This window comes from Roseateles sp. P5_E1 (genome assembly GCF_054049335.1).
The window spans coordinates 1-18,231 of the sequence record NZ_JBFUMN010000054.1; the positions used below are offsets into that span (position 1 = coordinate 1).

The 18,231-nt window shown below is 69.3% G+C and carries 16 protein-coding genes and 1 pseudogene; 11 read left to right on the top strand and 6 right to left on the bottom strand.

Features of this window, described 5'->3' with window-relative positions; genetic code table 11:
- The 3 genes and pseudogenes from ACXJKJ_RS25165 to ACXJKJ_RS25175 form a co-directional block, all read right to left on the bottom strand.
- Window positions 1-474 (bottom strand): annotated as a pseudogene (locus ACXJKJ_RS25165) (hypothetical protein); the annotation flags it as partial.
- Window positions 475-681: 207 nt separating this feature from the next.
- Window positions 682-1,494 (bottom strand): ABC transporter substrate-binding protein, encoded by an 813-nt coding sequence (locus ACXJKJ_RS25170; protein WP_457320363.1) that lies wholly within the window; start codon window positions 1,492-1,494, stop codon window positions 682-684.
- Window positions 1,491-2,129, bottom strand: a complete 639-nt coding sequence (locus ACXJKJ_RS25175) for an HD-GYP domain-containing protein (protein ID WP_457393416.1) — start codon at window positions 2,127-2,129, stop codon at window positions 1,491-1,493. Before ACXJKJ_RS25175 ends, ACXJKJ_RS25170 begins: the two co-directional genes overlap by 4 nt.
- A 159-nt stretch (window positions 2,130-2,288) precedes the next feature.
- On the opposite strand from ACXJKJ_RS25175, the gene ACXJKJ_RS25180 reads away from it, so the two are divergent.
- The 6 genes from ACXJKJ_RS25180 to ACXJKJ_RS25205 all read left to right on the top strand — a co-directional run bounded on the left by ACXJKJ_RS25180 (window position 2,289) and on the right by ACXJKJ_RS25205 (window position 7,841).
- Complete coding sequence (locus ACXJKJ_RS25180) at window positions 2,289-2,840, top strand: response regulator (protein WP_235532135.1); 552 nt, start codon at window positions 2,289-2,291, stop codon at window positions 2,838-2,840.
- Window positions 2,841-2,854: 14 nt separating this feature from the next.
- A complete protein-coding gene (locus tag ACXJKJ_RS25185; RefSeq protein WP_056205403.1) occupies window positions 2,855-3,592 on the top strand; it encodes an Hpt domain-containing protein in 738 nt (245 codons plus the stop codon).
- Between the two features lie 206 nt (window positions 3,593-3,798).
- Window positions 3,799-4,176 carry a response regulator gene (locus ACXJKJ_RS25190; protein WP_056205400.1) on the top strand — a complete coding sequence of 126 codons (378 nt, stop codon included), beginning with the start codon at window positions 3,799-3,801 and terminating at the stop codon, window positions 4,174-4,176.
- Window positions 4,177-4,318: 142 nt separating this feature from the next.
- Complete coding sequence (locus ACXJKJ_RS25195; RefSeq protein ID WP_457393418.1) at window positions 4,319-5,884, top strand: DUF1800 domain-containing protein; 1,566 nt, start codon at window positions 4,319-4,321, stop codon at window positions 5,882-5,884.
- Window positions 5,885-5,889: 5 nt separating this feature from the next.
- The gene (locus tag ACXJKJ_RS25200; RefSeq protein ID WP_056205684.1) at window positions 5,890-7,122 is read left to right on the top strand and encodes a DUF1501 domain-containing protein; all 1,233 of its coding nucleotides are present in this window, start codon (window positions 5,890-5,892) and stop codon (window positions 7,120-7,122) included.
- 215 nt (window positions 7,123-7,337) lie between these two features.
- A complete protein-coding gene (locus ACXJKJ_RS25205) occupies window positions 7,338-7,841 on the top strand; it encodes a hypothetical protein (RefSeq protein WP_457393420.1) in 504 nt (167 codons plus the stop codon).
- A gap of 6 nt (window positions 7,842-7,847) precedes the next feature.
- On the opposite strand, the gene ACXJKJ_RS25210 is transcribed toward ACXJKJ_RS25205, so the two are convergent.
- From ACXJKJ_RS25210 to ACXJKJ_RS25220, 3 genes are read right to left on the bottom strand one after another with little or no spacing between them, the layout of a single operon-like run.
- Entirely contained in the window at window positions 7,848-8,447 is a 600-nt protein-coding gene (locus tag ACXJKJ_RS25210; RefSeq protein WP_457393422.1) for a DUF6151 family protein, read from the bottom strand.
- Window positions 8,448-8,484: 37 nt separating this feature from the next.
- Window positions 8,485-9,822 (bottom strand): DUF1501 domain-containing protein, encoded by a 1,338-nt coding sequence (locus tag ACXJKJ_RS25215; protein ID WP_457393424.1) that lies wholly within the window; start codon window positions 9,820-9,822, stop codon window positions 8,485-8,487.
- Between the two features lies 1 nt (window position 9,823).
- Window positions 9,824-11,473: a DUF1800 domain-containing protein gene (locus ACXJKJ_RS25220; protein ID WP_457393426.1), complete on the bottom strand. Its 1,650-nt coding sequence runs from the start codon at window positions 11,471-11,473 to the stop codon at window positions 9,824-9,826.
- Between the two features lie 204 nt (window positions 11,474-11,677).
- Between ACXJKJ_RS25220 and ACXJKJ_RS25225 the strand changes: the two genes are divergently transcribed.
- The 5 genes from ACXJKJ_RS25225 to ACXJKJ_RS25245 all read left to right on the top strand — a co-directional run bounded on the left by ACXJKJ_RS25225 (window position 11,678) and on the right by ACXJKJ_RS25245 (window position 18,227).
- Window positions 11,678-12,955 (top strand): efflux RND transporter periplasmic adaptor subunit, encoded by a 1,278-nt coding sequence (locus ACXJKJ_RS25225; RefSeq protein ID WP_457393428.1) that lies wholly within the window; start codon window positions 11,678-11,680, stop codon window positions 12,953-12,955.
- A 703-nt stretch (window positions 12,956-13,658) separates the two neighbouring features.
- The gene (locus ACXJKJ_RS25230; RefSeq protein WP_056205385.1) at window positions 13,659-14,342 is read left to right on the top strand and encodes an ABC transporter ATP-binding protein; all 684 of its coding nucleotides are present in this window, start codon (window positions 13,659-13,661) and stop codon (window positions 14,340-14,342) included.
- The gene (locus ACXJKJ_RS25235; protein WP_457350451.1) at window positions 14,339-15,622 is read left to right on the top strand and encodes a TolC family outer membrane protein; all 1,284 of its coding nucleotides are present in this window, start codon (window positions 14,339-14,341) and stop codon (window positions 15,620-15,622) included. Before ACXJKJ_RS25230 ends, ACXJKJ_RS25235 begins: the two co-directional genes overlap by 4 nt.
- A complete protein-coding gene (locus ACXJKJ_RS25240) occupies window positions 15,622-16,929 on the top strand; it encodes an ABC transporter permease (RefSeq protein WP_056205381.1) in 1,308 nt (435 codons plus the stop codon). Before ACXJKJ_RS25235 ends, ACXJKJ_RS25240 begins: the two co-directional genes overlap by 1 nt.
- Complete coding sequence (locus ACXJKJ_RS25245) at window positions 16,929-18,227, top strand: ABC transporter permease (protein WP_082533075.1); 1,299 nt, start codon at window positions 16,929-16,931, stop codon at window positions 18,225-18,227. The genes ACXJKJ_RS25240 and ACXJKJ_RS25245 overlap by 1 nt, the downstream gene beginning before the upstream one ends.
- Window positions 18,228-18,231: the final 4 nt, after the last annotated feature.

Below are 18,231 nucleotides of genomic sequence, written 5' to 3' on the forward strand. Positions count from 1 at the left end.
GCCTGGTGCGACTCCGGCGAGGCTGGCCAGGCTGCGCGCGGCGACGAAGCCGCCGAGCGAGTCCTGGCCCAGGGCCGGCAGCGGGCCAAGCCTGGCCGTGGCGATCTGCGCACCGCGGTCGGCGGGGTCGGCGGCGGCCAGCACGTGGCCGGCCTCGTCGAGCAGGGCGACGCCGCGCAGGAAACCCAGGCTGGCCTGGGTCTGGCCGAGCAGGGCCTGCAGCACCTCGGGTGGGGCACCGCGCTCGGCCACGTCGGCCAGGCCGGCCAGGGCCAGCTGGGCGGCGTCCAGACTGCGGCTGGCGTGGTCCTCGAGCACGCGCGCGAGCAGCGCCTGGCGGGCGGCGGCCTCGGTCGTCTGCTCGCGCTTCTCGCGCCAGATGCTGTAGCCCGCGCCGGCGAGCAGCGTGGCCGCGAGCAGGACGCCGGCGCTGGCTGTGATGATGCTTGGGCGCCAGCGACTCCGGTGGGGCATGTCAGAGCTCCCCTGCGGGCCGAGCGCCTGGCCTGCCATGGGCCAGAGGCCCATGTCCTTCCGTAGGCACAAGCAGTCCGCAGGGACTGCTTGTGTCCGACTCCAGTTCCCAAGCCGGCCCGCGCAGGCGAAGTGCTTGGCGGTCGATCCGCCAAGCATCGCCGCCCCCTCGGGGGGCGGGCCAAGGTACGCCTTGGACCGGGGGCCTCATTTCTCGCGCACGATGGCGCTCAAGCCGTGGCGCTTGGCGGCGGCCTGCAGCCGGCCGTCGCGCTGGATACGCCCGACGAATTCATCCACAGCCGTCAGCCAGGCGGCGTCGCCGGGCTTGACGGCATAGGCATAGGGCAGCACGAAGAAGGGCGTGGGCGGCGCGACGAGGCGGGCCCAGTCGGCGTTGTCCAGCAGGCGGCGGCTGTAGGGGTAATCGGTCATGAAGGCGTCCACGCGGCCGGCCTCGAGTTCGCGCTCGCGGGTGTCGGGTGGCCGCACGACGACGAGGTTAGCCTGTTTGAGGGCACCCGCCATGACGGGTTCCATGAAGGTGCCGGCCTGCACGGCGATGCGCACGCCGGGGCGGTCCAGGTCTTGCCAGCTCTTCACGACGCGGCTGCTGCGCGTCGTCACCGCATAGATGTCGCTTTCCAGATAGGGCCGGCTGAAGCGCAGTGCTTGAGCGCGTTGTGGCGTCATGCCGACGGCGAACATCGCAACGTCGCAGCGGTCGCGCAGCAGGTCGTCGATGAGGGTCGCGAAAGAGGAGTCGACATAGACGGGCTTGACCTTGAGGTCGGCGGCGAAGGCGGCCGACAGGTCGATGTCAATGCCCGACAGCTGGCCGGTGCGCGGGTTGCGCAGCGAGATGCCGTAGTAGTCGGGCCAGATGCACACCCGCAACTCGCCGCTGTCCTGCACGCGCTGCGAAGGGGTTGTGTTGTTGGGGGCCGCTGAAACCGGTGCGGCGGCGACGGTGGCCAAAAAGCCGAGAAGGCCGAGCAGCGCGGCAGCCAGCCGCGTCATGCCCTCTCTCCGGCGCGCGTCGCGTTGACGCGGTCGCGCAGCGCGATCAGCTCGGGGGCATGGGCCAGGAAGGCGGCGACGATGGCCGGGTCGAAGGCGCTGCCGGCCTGCTCGGCCAGCATCGCCAGCGCGCGGTCGTCGGCGCGGGCCGGGCGGTAGCTGCGGGGCAGGGTCAGTGCGTCGAAATAGTCCACGACGGCAACGATACGCCCAGACAGCGGAATGGTCTCGCCACTGAGGCCTTCGGGATAACCGCTGCCGTCCCAGCGCTCGCGGTGGTACAGGGCGATTTCGGCCGCCAGGGCGAAAAGGGACAGGCTCGAGCCGCTGAGCAGGGCCGCGCCACGGTGCGGCTGGGTGCGCCGGCGGTGGTGCTCTTCCTCGGCCGTCAGCGGCCAGGGCGATACGGCGCTGGCAGGGCTGGCGTCCAGCTCGCCGATGTCGTGCAGGGGCGCGGCCAGGCGCAGTTGGCGGGCGCTGTCGGCGTCCATGCCCACATGCACGGCCAGGGCCTCCGCCAGATGCCCGAGCCGCACGCGATGGGCGCTGCGGTCAAGGTCATGGCCCTCGTCGAGGGCAGGATGGGGCAGCGCCAGCGGGGGTGTGGATGGGGCGAAGGCGGCGGTGAACAACATGGCTAGCTCCGTATCGGTGCCGCATTCTCCGATGCGATCATTTTTATCAAATATTCCAGCTCGGCGATTGCCGGCAAATTCGGCAAAATATCGCAAGTGAACCGTACCCCCTCCACGCCCGACACCTGTTCGACCACCGAAGCCGCCCAACAGCTGGGCATGGCTGTGCGCTCCGTGCAGCTGATGGTCGACCGTGGCGAATTGCAGGCCTGGAAAACGCCAGGCGGCCACCGCCGCATCCTGCGCAGTTCGCTGGAGGCCTGGCTCGCCGCCCGCGCCGGCCGTGCGACGACAGCGCTGCCAGGCACTGGCGCCCGAGCGAACGAACGCCCCTTGACCTTGCTGCTCATCGAGGATTCGGTGCACTTCCAGAACCTCATCAGCCTGGTCGTCAAGCGCGAGCTGCCCGAGGCCGAGCTGCACGTCGCCTCCGACGGCATCGCCGGCCTGGCCATGGCCGGCCGCCTGGAACCGGACGTGCTGCTCATCGACATCCTGCTGCCGGGCATCGACGGCGCGGCGCTGATCACCAGCCTGCGCTCTCACCCACAGTTCGCGCGCAGCCGCCTCATCGTTGTGACCGCGCTGGACGAGGCGCAGCGTGCGCCGTATGCCTTTGCGCTGGAGGGCGTGCCGCTGGTGCACAAGACGGCCCTGGTCACCGAGCTGCCACCGCTGCTGGCCGAGGCCGCAGCGGCCCAGCCGACCTGAGCGCGCGCATACCTATGCCCGCGCGCTTGCTGCTGATCGAGGATGACGTCTCGATTGCCCGCTTCGTCGAATTGGCTCTCGAGGAGCTGCCGGACCATGACCCGGCGGCGCCGGCGGTCGAGCTGAGCGTCGTACGCCGCCTGGCCGATGCCCGCGACGCGCTGGCTGGCGGCGGCTGGCAGCTCGTCGTCAGCGACCTGATGCTGCCCGACGGCTCCGCCGAAACCCTGCTCGCAGAGGGCCTGGCCCAGGCTGCCGGTGCGCCACCGTGGGTGATTTTCAGCGCTGGCGTTCACCCCGACCATCATGCGGCGCTGGCCGCCCGCGGCGTCGTGCGCACGTTGCGCAAACCCGTGCCGCTGACCGAGTTGCTGGACACGGTCAGCGAGCTGCTGCGGGGGCGCGCCCTGGCCACCGCACCGGTCGCGGCCTTGGCCACGGGCGTTGACCCGGTGCTGCAGCATTTCGGCGGCGATCGGGCCCTGTACGAGAGTTTTCGCGCCGGCTGCCTGGACCGCTTTGCGGATGATCTCGCGCAGGGCAATGCGGCCGTCGCCAGCGGCGATGCGCCCGCACTGCGCCGCGTCGCTCATGGCCTGAAGGCCGTGCTGGAGCTGCTGGGCCATCCCGCCCTGGCCGCCCAGGCCCGCGCGCTGGAGATGGCGGCGGCGGACGGGGCGCCAGGCAGGCCCTTGCCCGACGGCTGGCTGCCGCTGTCGCGGGCGCTGGCCGAACTGCGTCGTCGCGCCTAGGCGATTTTCGCCGCGGCCGCCTTGCAATATTTGGCAAATCCAGCGCGACGCCACCCGTTCAGGGGCGGTTGCATTGATCATTCGTATTAATAGATTTGATAATCAGCGCAAAATCCCGAGTCATGTTCCTATGCCTGTCCCCTGCCGATGCCGTGTTGCCCGATCCAGGCGCTTGCAGCCTGCCGTCTGCTTTTGAAGGGGCGGGCATGACGACAAGCCAGGTTCTCTACGTCGAGGACGATCCCGTCAACGTGATGCTGATGCAAGGCATCCTGGAGCTGCGCCCCGGCTGTAGCCTGCTGGTGGCGCGCAGCGGCGCGGATGCCCGACGCCTGGTGGCGCAGGATCGCGTCGATTTGCTGTTGTGCGATCTGCGCCTGCCCGATATTGGTGGCGACGAATTGCTGACCCAGCTGCGCGCTGCCGGCCTGCCCGACGGTGTGCCGGCCCTGCTGGTGACGGCCGAGTCCGAGTTCGTCGCTTCCCAGCTGGCGCGCCGCCATGGCTTTGACGGCTACTGGAACAAGCCTCTTGACCTAGCCGCCACGCTGCGCAGCCTTGAGCATTGGCTTCGCGGCCAATGAATTTGCGGGCCGAGCGCCGGATCGTCCCCTAGCCGGCCAGCCTCGGGCGAGAGGGGCTCCTCGCTACAAATCTTTGCGCATCGGCCATACGAGCTTGCGTGAATCGGGCGATTCTCTGGTTCAAGAAACCGGAGAGGTCCCCATGAAAAACCGCCGCTTTGTGCTGAGCAGTGCCGCCGCCCTGGCTGGCGGCGTCATGCTGGCAGCGCGCCGCAGCCAGGCGGCTGTTGCGGTTGCAGCTCCGGCCCTGAGCGCCGATGAGCGCGCCCTGCACGCGCTAAACCGCCTGGGCTACGGCCCGCGCCCGGCTGACGCCGCCGCCATCGCCGCGCAAGGCGCCGACAAATGGCTGGAGCGCTTCCTCAGCGAGCAACTGGAACCGCGCCGCCTGCCGCAGCCTGAAGGCCTGAGCGCCCGCCTGGCCAGCCTGGAGGTGCTCCAACTCGGCCAGGCCGAGCTGCTGGGTCGCTACCGCGAGGCGGTGAAGGCCGCTCGCGAGGCCCGGCGTGAGCAGGCCCAGGGCATGAAGACCGATGCCGATGCGATCAATGCAGTGCGCGACAAGATCCGCCCCCTCGTCGGCCAGGCCGCGACGGCCCGTCTGTCGCGTGCGCTGCTGAGCCCGGCCCAGCTCGAAGAGGTGCTGACCGAGTTCTGGTTCAACCACTTCAACGTCTTTGCGGGCAAGAACGCGGTCGGCGTGCTCGTGGCCGATTACGAGCAGCGCGCCATCCGGCCCCATGTGCTCGGGCGCTTTCGCGACATGCTGGGCGCCACCGCCAAGCACCCGGCCATGCTGATCTACCTCGACAACGCCCAGAGCGTCGTCGCCGGCTACGCGCCGCCGCAGCGCGCGCGCCGCTTCCTGGCCGAGCGGCCGGAGCGGAAGGCCCGGGTGCCCAGCGGCCTCAACGAGAACTACGCCCGCGAGCTGATGGAACTGCACACGCTGGGCGTGGACGGTGGCTACGCCCAGCGTGACGTGACCGAGCTGGCGCGCATGTTGACCGGCTGGGGCCTGGACACGCGCAAGGCGCTGGTCGGCGGCACGGGCGACCTGTTCGCCTTCGAGCCGCGCAAGCATGACAACGGCAGCAAGACCTGGCTGGGCCATAGCGTCAAGGGCGCCGGCCAGGCCGAGGGCGAGCACGCGCTGGACGTGCTGGCCGCCCACCCGGCCACGGCCCGCCACCTGGCCACCAAGTTCGCTCAGGCCTTTGTGGCCGACGACCCGCCGGCCAGCCTGGTGCAAAAGCTCGCCGACAACTTCAAGGCCACGGGCGGCGACCTGCGCGAGTTCGCGCGCACCTTGATCCGCGCCGATGAGTTCTGGAGCCGCGAGGCCTACCAGGCCAAGTTCAAGACGCCCTACCAATACCTGCTGTCCAGCCTGCGCGCGCTGGACCTGCAGCCGGCCGACCCGCGCAATCTGCTCGCCGCGCTGGCGCAGGCGGGCCAGCCTCTTTACGGCGCACAAACGCCCGATGGCTACAAGAACACTGCGGCCGCCTGGCGCAACCCCGAGGCGCTGACGCAGCGCGTGCAACTGGCGACGACGCTGGGCCAGCGCAGTGGCATCAGCGCCGAGAAGCTGACCAGCACCCTGGGTGCGTCGGTCAGTGAACCCACGCGCCGCACGTTGGCGACCGAGCCTGTGGGCCAGCAGGTTGCCCTGCTGCTCGCCAGCCCCGATTTCATGAAAAGGTGACCGCCATGTTGCGTCGTCAATTGCTGCACTTCGGTGCCTTCACCCTCGGCGGCCTGCCTGTGTCTCTGGTGCACGCCCAGGGGGGCACCCAGAAGAAGCTCGTCGTCGTCATGCTGCGCGGCGCGGTGGACGGCCTGTCGGTCGTCGCGCCCTATGGCGAGCGCGAGTACGCCACCAGCCGCCCGCAGATTGCGCTCGCGGCACCGGGCGCGGAGGATGGCCTCATCAAGCTCGATTCGCTGTTCGGCCTGCATCCATCCTTGAGCCCGCTGAAGCGCCACTGGGACGGCGGCCAGCTCGCCTTCGTGCATGCCAGCGGCTCGCCCGACCCGACGCGCTCGCATTTCGACGCCCAGGACTACCTCGAGTCCGGTACGCCGGGTCGCAAGTCCACGCCCGATGGCTGGATGAACCGGCTGCTGACGGCCCTGCCGGGTGAGCCGGCGCCAACGCGCGCGATCAGCCAGGGCAGCACGCCGCCGCGCATCTTTGCCGGCACGGCCAGCGTCGCCAGCCTCGGCCTGGGGCCCAATGCGATGCAGCGCCGCGCCATCGACGACCCGCAGATGCAAAGCGGGTTGGCCAAGCTCTATGCCAACGACGCCCAGCTCAGCGGCACGCTGCGCGACACCACGCAGGGCCGCGGCGAGATGAGCCGCAGCATGGCCGGCGGTGAGGCGAAGTCCATGGACCCGAGCGCCGACGCCGGCGCGCCGTCGGCCCGCAGCTTTGCCGCCGATGCGCGGCGCCTGGGCACGCTGATCCGCAAGGACGCCCACACCCAGCTCGCCTTCACGGCGGTGGGCGGCTGGGACACCCATGTCAACCAAGGCGCCGCCCGCGGCCAGCTCGCCAACCGCCTGGCCAGCCTGGGCGAGGGCCTGGATGCGCTGAGCGTGGGCCTGGGCGACACCTACAGGGACACCGTCATCGTCGTCGTCAGCGAGTTTGGCCGCACGCTGCGCCAGAACGGCAACGGCGGCACCGACCATGGCCGCGGCAACGTCATCTGGCTGCTCGGCGGCCCGGTCGCCGGCGGGCAGATGCTGGGCGAATGGCCGGGCCTGGACGCCAGCGCCCTGGCCGACGGACGTGACCTGGCCGTGCGTACTGACTTCCGCCAGGTGCTGACGCCGTTGCTGCAGCGCCATCTCGGCCTGTCGGAAACCGCACTGGCAACAGTGTTTCCCCAAGCCCCGCAAACTTGGCGTTATGCGGACAAGCTGCTGCGTGCCTGAGGCGCCGGCAGCCGCGTTCTAACGGATGGGAGAACGACATGATGCGAAGCGCTTCCTCGTTGTTCGGGCTGTGCCTGTGGGGCGCGGTGCTGGCCTACTGCTTCCTTGTCGCGGTCGGCGCCTGAAAGCCGCCCGCCCCCCACGAACGAAGTCATCCCGCCGCGGCGCGGGGCGTTGAGGCTGGCAGCATCCCGCCACCTCCAGCGTCTCGCCCCATGCGCCACACCGCTCTCGCCCTGCTGATCCTTGCCTGCAATGCTCAGGCTGCCCCCCGTTGCGACGCCGTCAGCGTCGAGTATTCCGCGCCGCGTCTGGTGCCGCTGGCGGGTCATGTGTCGGTCAAGCGCCTGGTCGCCCGGCCGGAGCGCGAGCTGGACGACAGCGAYCCCGAGTACAAGCCGCGCTCACCCCACGACACGGCGGCCTTCCATCGTCTGGTGACCATCGACTCGACGAAGGAGGGCGTGCCCCGCGTCAACACCATCGAGATCTACACGCTGCAGGGCCCCAAGCGCGCCTGGCGGCTGGACTTCGCCGAGCTGGCCCAGAACGTCGAGGTGCAGTGGCTGAACGAGGATCTGCTTTTCCTGCGCGCCTGGTGGGGCCGCATCGTGTCGACCGAGCTGCTGTTCGAAGTCAGCAGCGGGCGCTTCCTGTATGCCAAGGAGGCCAACTACGGCCTGATGATCCAGCCCTGCGAAGAGCTTCAGGCGAAGTAGCTGCGTTCAGCCGGCGCGCTTGGCCGCCGCAAGTTCCTTGGTGGACAGCACCCGGGGCTTCGCAACGAGGGTGCCGGTCTGCGGATCGAAGAAGGGGCTGGCGCGGTAGGTCCCGCGCAGACGGCCCATGATGATCATGGCAAGGGTCTTGGCGATGCCGCTGAACATGCCCGCCGCTCTCGGCTTGCTGTCGCCCAGGGCGCCGTCGACGCCCACACGCATCGTGACCGGTCCGAACGACGCCGCGAGCGCGGCCTTGTCCTGACCGAGGCCCGTATGGATCAGGCCGACGAAATCGGCCTTCCGGTCTGCGAGAGTGTTGCCGATCGGCGTGCGGCAGCAGCTCGCGTACCAGCGCAGCATGCCTTTGTCGGTCAGGCGGATGCAGGTCAGCCGGTCCTGGCCCTGCGTGAACACGACGTGAGAGGCCGGGACCTGCACGATGTCGCTGCCGCCCTGGCTGTCCAGCGCGTCTTGCGCGCCCAGGTATCGGGCAAAGGCCTGGCAGTCGGAGCAATAGCAGACACAGCGATTGGACGGGCGTGTGGGCTGCAGCAGGCCGCGGAGCTGGCCGCAGCGGCACTGGATGGAGTAGGTGTCGGGCATGGGACGGTTGTACCAGCGGCCCCTGCCAGTTTTGTCATCAGCCGAAGTAGCCCAGGTTCTTCACGTTGAAGTTGGCCAGGTGGGGGAAAACCGCGCCCAGGTCGGCCGCGCCGACACCGAACCAACTGGCCAGCGTCGCGCTCATCTGGTCGACCGACGTGGTCGGCAGCCAGCGGCCCTCGTCGGACATGTCGTCCGGCCCGGCGAGCACGAGCTGGGGCATGCGGCCGTAGAGCCCGCCCTTGACGGCGCCGCCGAGCACGAACTGGTGGTTGCCCCAGGCGTGGTCGGTGCCGCCGCCCGAAGCGGGTTGCAAGGTGCGCGCGAAATCGCTGGCGGTGAAGGTGGTCACCGCGTTGGCAACGCCGAGCTGCTGCATCGCGTCGTAGAAGGCCTTCAGCGCGGGGCCGAGGTCCGAGAACAGGGCCTGCTGCTGGTTGAGCTGGTCGTTGTGGGTGTCGAAGCCGCCCATGCTGACGAAGAAGAGCTGGCGCGTGACGCCCAGACCCGAGCGGCCCTCAATCATCTTGGCCACCGTCAGCAGCTGCTGGGCGATGTTGCTGCCCAGGCCGCTGAAGAGGCCGGCAATGCTGCCGGTGCCCGACAGCGCCGTGTTCAGGACATTGCTGGCCTTGAGGGCCTGGTTGAGCACGCTGGCCGCGGCGCGTTCCTCGGCGTTGGCATAGGGCTGCTGCAGCAGGCCTTGATAGAGCTGGTAGAGCGGGCTGGCGCCGAGGTTGTTGCCAAAGCCCTTGATCGCGAAGCTGGTGCCGCTGCCGACCGTCAGGCCGGCGTGGGTCGCGCCGTTCATGAAGACGTTGTTGCCGCTGACCGACAGGGCCATGGGGACGACGCCATTGGCGGCCTGCAAATCGGCGATCCGGCCGCCCCAGCCGGTGACCGACGTGGCCGCATTGCCGCTGAAGGACTGGCCGCGCTGCCACTGGTCCTGCTGGTCGTCGTGCGAGAACAGATTGCTCGGTCGCTGGGCTCCTGAACCGTTGAACTCGGCCTTGGTCATGGGCTTCACCAGCGGCCCGACATTGGCCTGCACGGCCAGGTGGCCCTGATTCCAGATGTCGGCCAGCGGCGTCAGCGCCGGGTGCAGGCCGACGCCGCCGCCGTTCAGCGGTGCGAGGGCCGATTGCGGCAGCGTCAGCCCACCCGCACCGGCCGTGCCGCGCGCCTTCGCGTAGGCGGCGTAGCCGGCGGTGTCCATCGGCACGACCATGTTGTTGCCGTCGTTGCCGCCGTAGAGGAAGACGCAGACGAGAGCGCGGTAGTCGCTGCCCAGCAGCGGCGCAGCGAGCGAGGGCAGGGCAGAGGCACCGGCGAATGCCGCGGCGTGGGAGAGCAGATGGCGTCGGGACAGCATTTCAGTTCTCCACGAGGTATTCGGGGGACATGGCCGCCAGGAACAATGCCGCCTTGGCGCGGTCCAGCGGCTTGGTGGCCGGCGCAATCTGCGCGGCCTTCAGCAGAGCGGTCTGCAGCGCCGTGCTGGCGCGGCCGGCGAAGAGCACGCGGTTGATCTCGGCGACGAGGCTGGTCGGCGTTGCGGCCAGAGCCTGCCAGCGGGTCAGGTCGATCTTGGTGCCGGTGGCGCCGGGGACGGAAGCGTCGGCCGCCACGCCCTTGCCGTTCAGCGCCGTCTGCAGCACGCCGCTCAACTTGAAGGCGGCGCTGGCGTTGAAGACGCCAAAGGCTGGGCCGTCCAGGCTGGGGTTGTCGGGGAGGTCGTAGTCGGGCGGGAAGAAGTTGAAGACGCTGGCCGGGCTGTAGACCGTCTGGCCCAGGCTCGCAGCCTGGCTGCGCAGCCAGACGCCATCGCTGACGCCGCCCATGCTGCGCAGCAGGTGGGTCAGCTGCAGGATGGGTTCGCGCAGCTTGCCGAAGTTGGCGGGCGCCTGTGGGGAGGCGGCCTCGGCGTCGGTCAGGATGGCCGTCAGCACGGCCTTCATGTCGCCGCGCTTGCTGCGCTGGCCGTTGACGAGGGCCCCGCCGTTGAAGGCCGTGGCCACTCGCTGCACATAGGCCGGGCTGGGGTTGGCCGTGACGAGCTGCTGGATCAACTGGCGGCCGATGAAGGGGCCGACATTGGGGTGGTTGAAGATGTTGTCGATGGCCGCGTCGAGGTCGGTCTGCGCCGTCTGGCCACCGGGCAGCACGGTGCCGCTCAGCAGCTTCTTCGTGCCCTTGTCGTGGTGGTCGTCGAAGGCGACCATGGGCGCGTCGTAATAGCTCGGGTTGCCGAACTTGTTCTTCGTCGCCCCGGGTCGCGGCGCATAGGTCCAGCCGGTGAAGGCGTGAGCGAAGCCCTCGACCGTGTCCTGGTCGTAGCTGGGGATGGGCTGGCCCTTGGCGTCGAGCTGGACGCTGCCGTCGAGGTTGAGCTGCGACAGGCCGATGGAAAAGAGCTGCAGCACCTCGCGGGCGTAGTTCTCGTTGGGCTCGATACCCTTGGCCGGGTTGGGCTTGTCGTTGTTGGCCATGTTCAGGAAGCGCCCCATGGCCGGGGACAGCGTCACCTCCTTGAGCACGTCGCGGAAGTTGCCGAAGGCGTTGCGCAAAAAGATGCGCTGGTAGTCGGCCATCGCATTGGGCAGCTTGATGACATTGCCCGACACGACCAGGATCTCCGACAGCGCCAGGGCCGTGCGCTGGCGCAGTTGGTCGGGCTGGTTGACGGCGTTGGCGAAGAACTGCACCTGCACCGGGAACAGCGTGTAGTTGTCGCGTTTGCAGGTGGCCGGCGCGCCCGTGGGGCAGCCCTTGCTCGAGTCGGGGTCGACATACGGCACGCCGCTGAAGTCGGAGTTGGCGAGGTTGAACTGACTCGACAGCCAGGCGGCGCGGCCGCGGGCCATCACATCGGTGACGCTGGCGTCCGTCGGCCCGAAGCTGGCCTGGCCGAGGAAGCGGCGCGCCTCCGACTCCGTCATGGCCGACGGCGGCAGATCGTTAGCCAGCGCGGGCCAGCTCAGGCTGGTCAGCGCGGCCAGCAGGCAAAGTCGGGCGAGAGTCATTTCAGTCTCCGAAGCGGCGCGATTGTTGGAGCCGGCCAGTCGTGTCGTCTCGCCACCAGTTGTGCGCTTTCGTAAGCAAACGCTGCTGCCCGTTGCGGACCTTGTACGGACTGTCCGCCACCTGTCCGCGGACACATGTCACGGTTGCAAGTCGTTGATTTTTCACGAGGCGCGTGCTGGCACATCCCTTGCGGAAGACAGGGCATGAACACCCGCTTTCGCGACACTTCGGAACAGGACCGCCCCCTCGCTCAAAAGTCCCGGCGCTGGCCGCTGCTGCTGGCCGGCGGCGCGGTCGTCGTGGCCGTGCTCGTGCTGGTGAGCGGCGGCCGAATCAAGCAGATGCTGTCCGCCGACTCAGCCGTCAGCATCGCCCGGCTGTCCGTGGCCACCGTCGACGTGGCACCGCTGACGCGCGACGTCGCCGGCGAAGGCCGTGTCGTCGCCGCGCAGAGCCCGACGCTGTTCGCGCCCGGCGCCGGCACCGTCACGCTCGCCGTGCAGGCCGGTGACCCGGTCAAGCGCAACCAGGTGCTGGCCCGCGTCGACTCACCCGAGCTGACCAACCGCCTCGCGCAGGAGCGCAGCAATGTCGATGCCTTGCGCGCCGACCTGGCCCGCGCCGAGGTCGAGGCCCGCCAACAGACGGCCGCGCTGCAAAGCGCCTTCGAGAACGCCCGCATCGACCAGCAGACCGCCCAGAACGACCTGGCCCGCCAGACCCAGGCCTTCGAGGCCGGCGCCACGGCGCGCATGCAGGTCGAGCGTGCCCAGGACGCTCTGGCCAAGGCCAAGCTCGCGCACGATCAGGCCCGCGATCTGCGCGGCCTCAAGACCGACAGCCTCAAGCTCGACGTGCAGGCCAAGCAGAGTGCGCTGGCGCGCCAGCAACTGCTCGTCGCCGACCTGGAGCGCCAGGTGAGCGAGCTGCAGGTGCGGTCACCGGTGGATGGCCAGGTCGGCCAGCTCTTCATTCCCGACCGCACCAATGTCGCCCGCGACACCAAGCTGCTGTCGGTCATCGATCTGTCGGCGCTGGAAGTGCAGATGCAGGTCGCCGAGAGCTTTGCCCGCGAGCTGCAGCCCGGCATGCCTGGCGAGATCACCGGCAACGGCCAGCGCTGGGCCGGCCAGGTCAGCTCGGTCTCGCCCGAGGTCGTCAACGGCGAGGTCAGCGCGCGGCTGCGCTTTGCTGGCCAGCAGCCCGAGCAGCTGCGCCAGAACCAGCGCCTGTCGGTGCGGGTGCTGCTGGACCGCCGCGACAAGGTGCTGGGCGTGGCTCGCGGCAGCTTTGTCGACGAGAGCGGTGGCAGCTTTGCCTATGTGGTGCGCGGCGGCGTGGCGGAGAAGGTCGCCGTCAAGCTGGGCGCGCGCTCGCTCGAACGCGTCGAGGTGATCTCGGGCCTGCAGGTCGGAGACCGTGTCGTCATCTCCGGGTCGGACAACTTCAAGGGCGCGGAGCGCGTCCTGATTGCGGATTGAGGTTGTGAGCGTGATGGGTCATCAGGTTACTTTTGCGGAGAGCGTGCTTGCTCGGTGCATTGCCGGGAGTCCGTCCCGGCAGCCGGGTAACTTTCTTCTGCGGGGCCAGAAGAAAGTCACCAAAGAAGAGGCCCTGAACCGCACACCAGCACCACGTGCACGAGCTGTGCCGTGCAACAGCCACTCGGTGATTGGGCAGACGCGACCCGCTGCGCTCTCGCTGCTGTCCCTGTCACCAGCACCATCCATCGCACCAGCTGCCCGCTTAACGCGCGGCTGCACGCCGAGCTCACCAGAAAACCAAATGCAGCGTCGCTCGGGCGACGCGGCCGCTGCCAGCACCTCCGTGCCGTCGCCCCAGCGACGCGGTATTCCTGATGAGCCCGGCGTGCAGCCGGCGTCAACCGGCGTGAAGGGGCGGTGGATGGTGCTCGTCATAGGGACAGCAGCGAGAGCGCAGCGGRTCGCGTCTAGGCGGAATGCCGGTGAACGTTTTCGCGCGCCGCTCTTCGCGGCGTCGCGCTCTAGTGCGGTTCAGSGCCTCTTCTTTGGTGACTTTCTTCTGGCGCCGCAGAAGAAAGTTACCCCGCCGCCGGGCGGGACTCCCGGCACCTTGCCACTAAGCAAGCGCCGCCTAGACAAGCCAAGCCGTCGGCAAAGCTGATCGCGACCAAGCCAAATCCGAGTGAACAGGAAGAACACCATGCTCCAGATGGAAAAACTGCAGAAGGTCTACCGCACCGAAATGGTCGAGACCTATGCCCTGCGCGACTTCAACCTGACCGTCAACGAGGGCGAGTTCGTCGCCGTGACCGGGCCGTCGGGCTCAGGCAAGACGACCTTCCTGACCATCGCTGGCCTGCTGGAAGCCTTCAGCGGCGGCAGCTACAAGCTCGACGGCATCGACGTCAGCCGCATGGGCGACGCCGAGCGCTCGCGCATCCGCAACCAGAAGATCGGCTTCATCTTTCAGGCCTTCAACCTGATCCCCGACCTGAGCGTGCTCGACAACATCGAGGTGCCACTGCGCTATCGCGGCTTCGGCGGCGCCGAGCGCAAGAAGCGCGCTGCCGATGCACTGGCTCGCGTCGGCCTGTCGGCCCGCGGCCGCCACTACCCGGCCGAGCTCTCGGGCGGCCAGCAACAGCGCGTCGCCATCGCCCGGGCCCTGGCCGGCGAGCCGCGCCTGCTGCTGGCGGACGAACCCACCGGCAACCTCGACAGCGCGATGGCGCGCAGCGTCATGGAACTGCTCGAAGAGCTGCACCGCGACGGCGCCACCATCGTCATGGTCACGCATGACCCGCAGCTGGCCGCACGTGCGCAGCGCAATGTCCACGTCATCGACGGTCAGGTTGTCGACCTGGCTGCGGAGCTCGCCGCTTGAAAACCATCGCGTTCCTGCTGTTGATCGCTTGCGCCACCGCGCAAGCCGACGACCTGCTGCAGGTCTGGGCGCAGGCGCGCGCGGCCGACCCGCTGCTGCGCCAGGCCGCGGCCTTCAATGGCGCGCAGGAAGCGGCCTCACGCGAAGCCCGCGCGGCGCTGCTGCCGCAGTGGAACCTGCAGAGCAGCGAGCAGCGCGAGAACGGCAGTGGCGAGCGCTCGCGCACGACGACGAGCAGCATCAGCCAGCCCCTCTTCGACCTGGCCGCGCTGCGCGAATGGGATGCCAGCCGCAGCCAGGCCTCGGCCCAGTCCGCGCGTCTGGCCGCCGCCGAGCAGGCCGCGCGGGCCCGCGTCGCCGACGCCTATTTCGGCCTGCTGTCGGCCCAGGCCCAGCTGGCCACGGCGCGCGCCAACGAAGAGGCCTTCGCCCGCCAGGTCAGCGAGGCCGACACGCGTTTCAAGGCTGGCCTGTCGGCGCAGGTCGAGGCCGACCAGTCGCGCGCCTACCGCGAACTGGCGCGCAGCAACACGCTGGCCGCCGAACTCAACCTGGCCGATGCCCGCGAGGCGCTGGCCCAATTGACCGGCGTGCCCGTCACCACCCTGCAGCCGTTGCGCCGTGCGCTGGATGCACAAGCCTTGCCGGACGACGCCGAAGCCTGGACCGCGCGTGCGCTGCAGGCCAACCCCGAGTTGCGCGCGCTGCAGCTGGACGTGCAGGCCAGCGAGCAGCGCATCTCGGCCGCGCGCGCCGGTCATCTGCCGACCTTGAGCGTGGGCGTGGACACGACCCAGCGCCGCAATGTCGGTGGAGGTAGCGGCGTGTCGGCCTTCGATGCCAGCCGCACGCCGACGCTGGTCGGCCTGCGCCTGACCGTGCCGCTGTTTGCCGGCGGCGCCGTGGCCGCTGCGGCCGACCGCGCCGGCTTTCAGCGGGATGCCGCCCGCGAGCAGCTCGAAGCCGGCCGCCGCGCCGTGCTGCGCGAGGTGAGGGCGCAGCACCTGGCCGTGGGCCAGGGCGCGGTGCAGCTGCGCTCCGCGCAGGTCGCCGTCGAGGCCGCCGAGCGCGCGCTCGAAGCCACGCGCACCGGGCTGACTCTGGGCACGCGCAGCACCACCGATCTGCTCCTCGCCATCCAGACCCTGGCCGGCGCGCAGAACGCGCAGACCCAGGCCCGCCACCGCCATGTGCTGGCCCTGCTCGCCCTGCACCAGGCGGCCGGCTCCCTCGGTGACGCCGAACTGGCCACCGTCAACGCTCTTCTGGAGAACCGCTGATGTTTCTTCACTACCTCGAACTCGCCTGGCGCAACACGCTTGCCGCCAAGGGCCTCTCCGCGTTGATGGTGATGGCGCTCGCCCTGGGCATCGGCGCCTGCATGACGACGTTGACCGTCTATCACGTGCTCTCCGGCGACCCCATTCCCGCCAAGAGCGCTCGCCTATTCAACGTGCAGCTCGACGCGTCGGACATCGTCAGCTGGAAGGCCGGTGAAGAGCCCAACTTCGACCTGAGCCGCTATGACGCGACGGCACTGCTGCGCGACAAGAAGGCGCTGCGCCAGGCGATGTCCAGCGGCTTCAACACCGCCGTGGGCCTGCCCGATGCGCAGACCAAGCCGATCTTCTCGAGCGTGCGCATGACGTCGGCCGACTTCTTCGCGATGTTCGACGCGCCGTGGCAATACGGCGGCGGCTGGAGCGCGGCCGACGACGAAGGCGAGGCGCGTGTCGCCGTCATCTCGGCGTCGCTCAACGAGAAGCTGTTCGGCGGCGGCAACAGCCTGGGCAAGGAAGTCATCGTGCGCGGCCAGCCGCTGCGCATCGTCGGCGTGCTCAAGCCCTGGAAGGTGCAGCCCCATTTCTGGGACCTGACCCTGGGCAGCTACACCGAGACCGAGGACTTCTACCTGCCGTTCTCGACGGCCATGCTGCTGAAGATGGGCCACTGGGGCAATATGAACTGCTGGGCCAAGGGTGCCAACGGCGGCACCTCGCTGGACCTGAACGCGAGCTGCTCGTGGATCCAGTACTGGGTCGAGTTCGCCAAGCCCGAGGAGGCCGCCGCCTACCGCGACTACCTCGTCGCCTACTCCGAGGCTCAGCGCAAGGCCGGCCGCTACGAGCGACCGACGAATGTGCGCCTGCGCAACGTGATGGACTGGCTGGGCGCGCAGAAGGTGCTGCCCGCCGATGTGCGCCTGCAGACCTGGCTGGCCTTTGGTTTCCTGGCCGTCTGCGTCGTCAACATGGTGGGCCTGTTGCTGGCCAAGACGCTGCGTCGCAGCGGCGAGATCGGCGTGCGCCGCGCACTCGGTGCGACGCGCGGCGACATCTTCAAGCAGTTCGTCGTCGAGGCCGGCCTGCTCGGGCTGGCCGGCGCGCTGCTGGGCCTGCTTTTCGCCCAGGGCGGGCTGTGGCTGGTGCGCCAGAGCCCGAACGACTACGCCAAGCTGGCCGAGCTCGACGCCAGCATGCTGGCCCTGACGCTGGGCCTGGCCCTGCTGGCCAGCCTGCTCGCCGGCCTGCTGCCGGCCTGGCGTGCCGCCCTCGTCACCCCCGCCGTCCAACTGAAGGTGCAGTGATGTCTGACTCCTCCACGCTGTCCATCGTCCCGCCAGCCCGCGCCACCGGCAACCCCCTCGGGGCGTTTGGCCGGGCCCTGAGCGATCTCGCGCCCATCCTGTCGACGCTGCGCCGCCACCGCATCGCGGCCGGCCTCATCGTGCTGGAGGTGGCGCTGACCTGCGCCATCGTCACCAATGCGCTGCACCTGATCCAGACCCGCGTCGAGGCGCTGAACACCGACAGCGGCATGGCCGAGACCGAGATCGGCGTGCTGACCCTGCGCGGCAGCAAGCCCCAGCCGCCCGAGCGCACCGCCGGCATCGTGTCCGAGGACCTCACGCGGCTGCGTGCGCTGCCAGGCATCAAGGCGGCCACGGTGCCCAACCAGATCGTCTACGGCAACAACAGCAACAACAGCGGCGTCTCGCTTGAGCCCGACAACAAGGGCCTGCGCATCAGCGCAGCGCAATACGCGGCCGATGAACAGATGATCCCGACCTTCGGGCTCAAGCTGCTGGAGGGCCGCAACTTCACGGCCGACGAGGTGCTCGACAACTTCCAGACCTTCAGCGTCTCCGATCCCAAGATCCCGCAGCTCATCATCAACAAGGTGATGGCCGACAAGCTCTTCCCCGGCCAGCCGGCGTTGGGCAAGCAGGTCTATATCTTCGGCCGCTCGCCGTCGACCATCATCGGCGTCGTCCAGACGCTGACGCACACGCAGCTGCACCGCGCCCGTGGCGACGGTGATGGTGCCGCCATGATCCTGCCGCTGCGCGGCGGCGGCTCGTACGTGATCCGCGCCGAGCCGGGCCAGCTGGACTCGCGCATCAAGGCCGCGGCCGCGGTGCTCGAAGAAGGCGACCAGGGCCGTGTCGTCACGCAGAGCCAGCGCCTGACCGAGATGCGTTCGTCCTTCTACGCTCAGGACCGCGCCATGGCCTGGCTGATGGGCGGTGTCTGCGTGTCGCTGCTGCTGGTGACGGCCATGGGCATCGTCGGCCTGGCGAGCTTCTGGGTGCAGCAGCGCACCCGCATGATCGGCACGCGCCGCGCTCTGGGCGCCACCCAGGGCCAGATCCTGCGCTACTTCCAGCTCGAGAACCTGCTGCTGACGACGACCGGCATCCTCATCGGTATGGCCGGTGCCTGGGCCCTGAGCCAGCTGCTGATGCAGAGCTACGAACTGCCGCGCCTGCCCTGGGGCTATCTGCCCGCTGGCGCACTGGCGCTGTGGGCGCTGGGCCAGCTGGCCGTGTGGGTGCCAGCCCGGCGCGCGGCGCGCCTGGCACCGGTGGCCGCCCTGAGGAGTTGAAGCC

Coding starts and splice junctions, on each gene's coding strand:
- ACXJKJ_RS25230 (WP_056205385.1), top strand. CDS start 13,659: ATGCTCCAGATGGAAAAACTGCAGAAGGTCTACCGCACCGAAATGGTC.
- ACXJKJ_RS25220 (WP_457393426.1), bottom strand. CDS start 11,473: ATGACTCTCGCCCGACTTTGCCTGCTGGCCGCGCTGACCAGCCTGAGC.
- ACXJKJ_RS25195 (WP_457393418.1), top strand. CDS start 4,319: ATGAAAAACCGCCGCTTTGTGCTGAGCAGTGCCGCCGCCCTGGCTGGC.
- ACXJKJ_RS25240 (WP_056205381.1), top strand. CDS start 15,622: ATGTTTCTTCACTACCTCGAACTCGCCTGGCGCAACACGCTTGCCGCC.
- ACXJKJ_RS25180 (WP_235532135.1), top strand. CDS start 2,289: ATGGCTGTGCGCTCCGTGCAGCTGATGGTCGACCGTGGCGAATTGCAG.
- ACXJKJ_RS25245 (WP_082533075.1), top strand. CDS start 16,929: ATGTCTGACTCCTCCACGCTGTCCATCGTCCCGCCAGCCCGCGCCACC.
- ACXJKJ_RS25175 (WP_457393416.1), bottom strand. CDS start 2,129: ATGTTGTTCACCGCCGCCTTCGCCCCATCCACACCCCCGCTGGCGCTG.
- ACXJKJ_RS25170 (WP_457320363.1), bottom strand. CDS start 1,494: ATGACGCGGCTGGCTGCCGCGCTGCTCGGCCTTCTCGGCTTTTTGGCC.
- ACXJKJ_RS25215 (WP_457393424.1), bottom strand. CDS start 9,822: ATGCTGTCCCGACGCCATCTGCTCTCCCACGCCGCGGCATTCGCCGGT.
- ACXJKJ_RS25200 (WP_056205684.1), top strand. CDS start 5,890: ATGTTGCGTCGTCAATTGCTGCACTTCGGTGCCTTCACCCTCGGCGGC.
- ACXJKJ_RS25185 (WP_056205403.1), top strand. CDS start 2,855: ATGCCCGCGCGCTTGCTGCTGATCGAGGATGACGTCTCGATTGCCCGC.
- ACXJKJ_RS25225 (WP_457393428.1), top strand. CDS start 11,678: ATGAACACCCGCTTTCGCGACACTTCGGAACAGGACCGCCCCCTCGCT.
- ACXJKJ_RS25190 (WP_056205400.1), top strand. CDS start 3,799: ATGACGACAAGCCAGGTTCTCTACGTCGAGGACGATCCCGTCAACGTG.
- ACXJKJ_RS25210 (WP_457393422.1), bottom strand. CDS start 8,447: ATGCCCGACACCTACTCCATCCAGTGCCGCTGCGGCCAGCTCCGCGGC.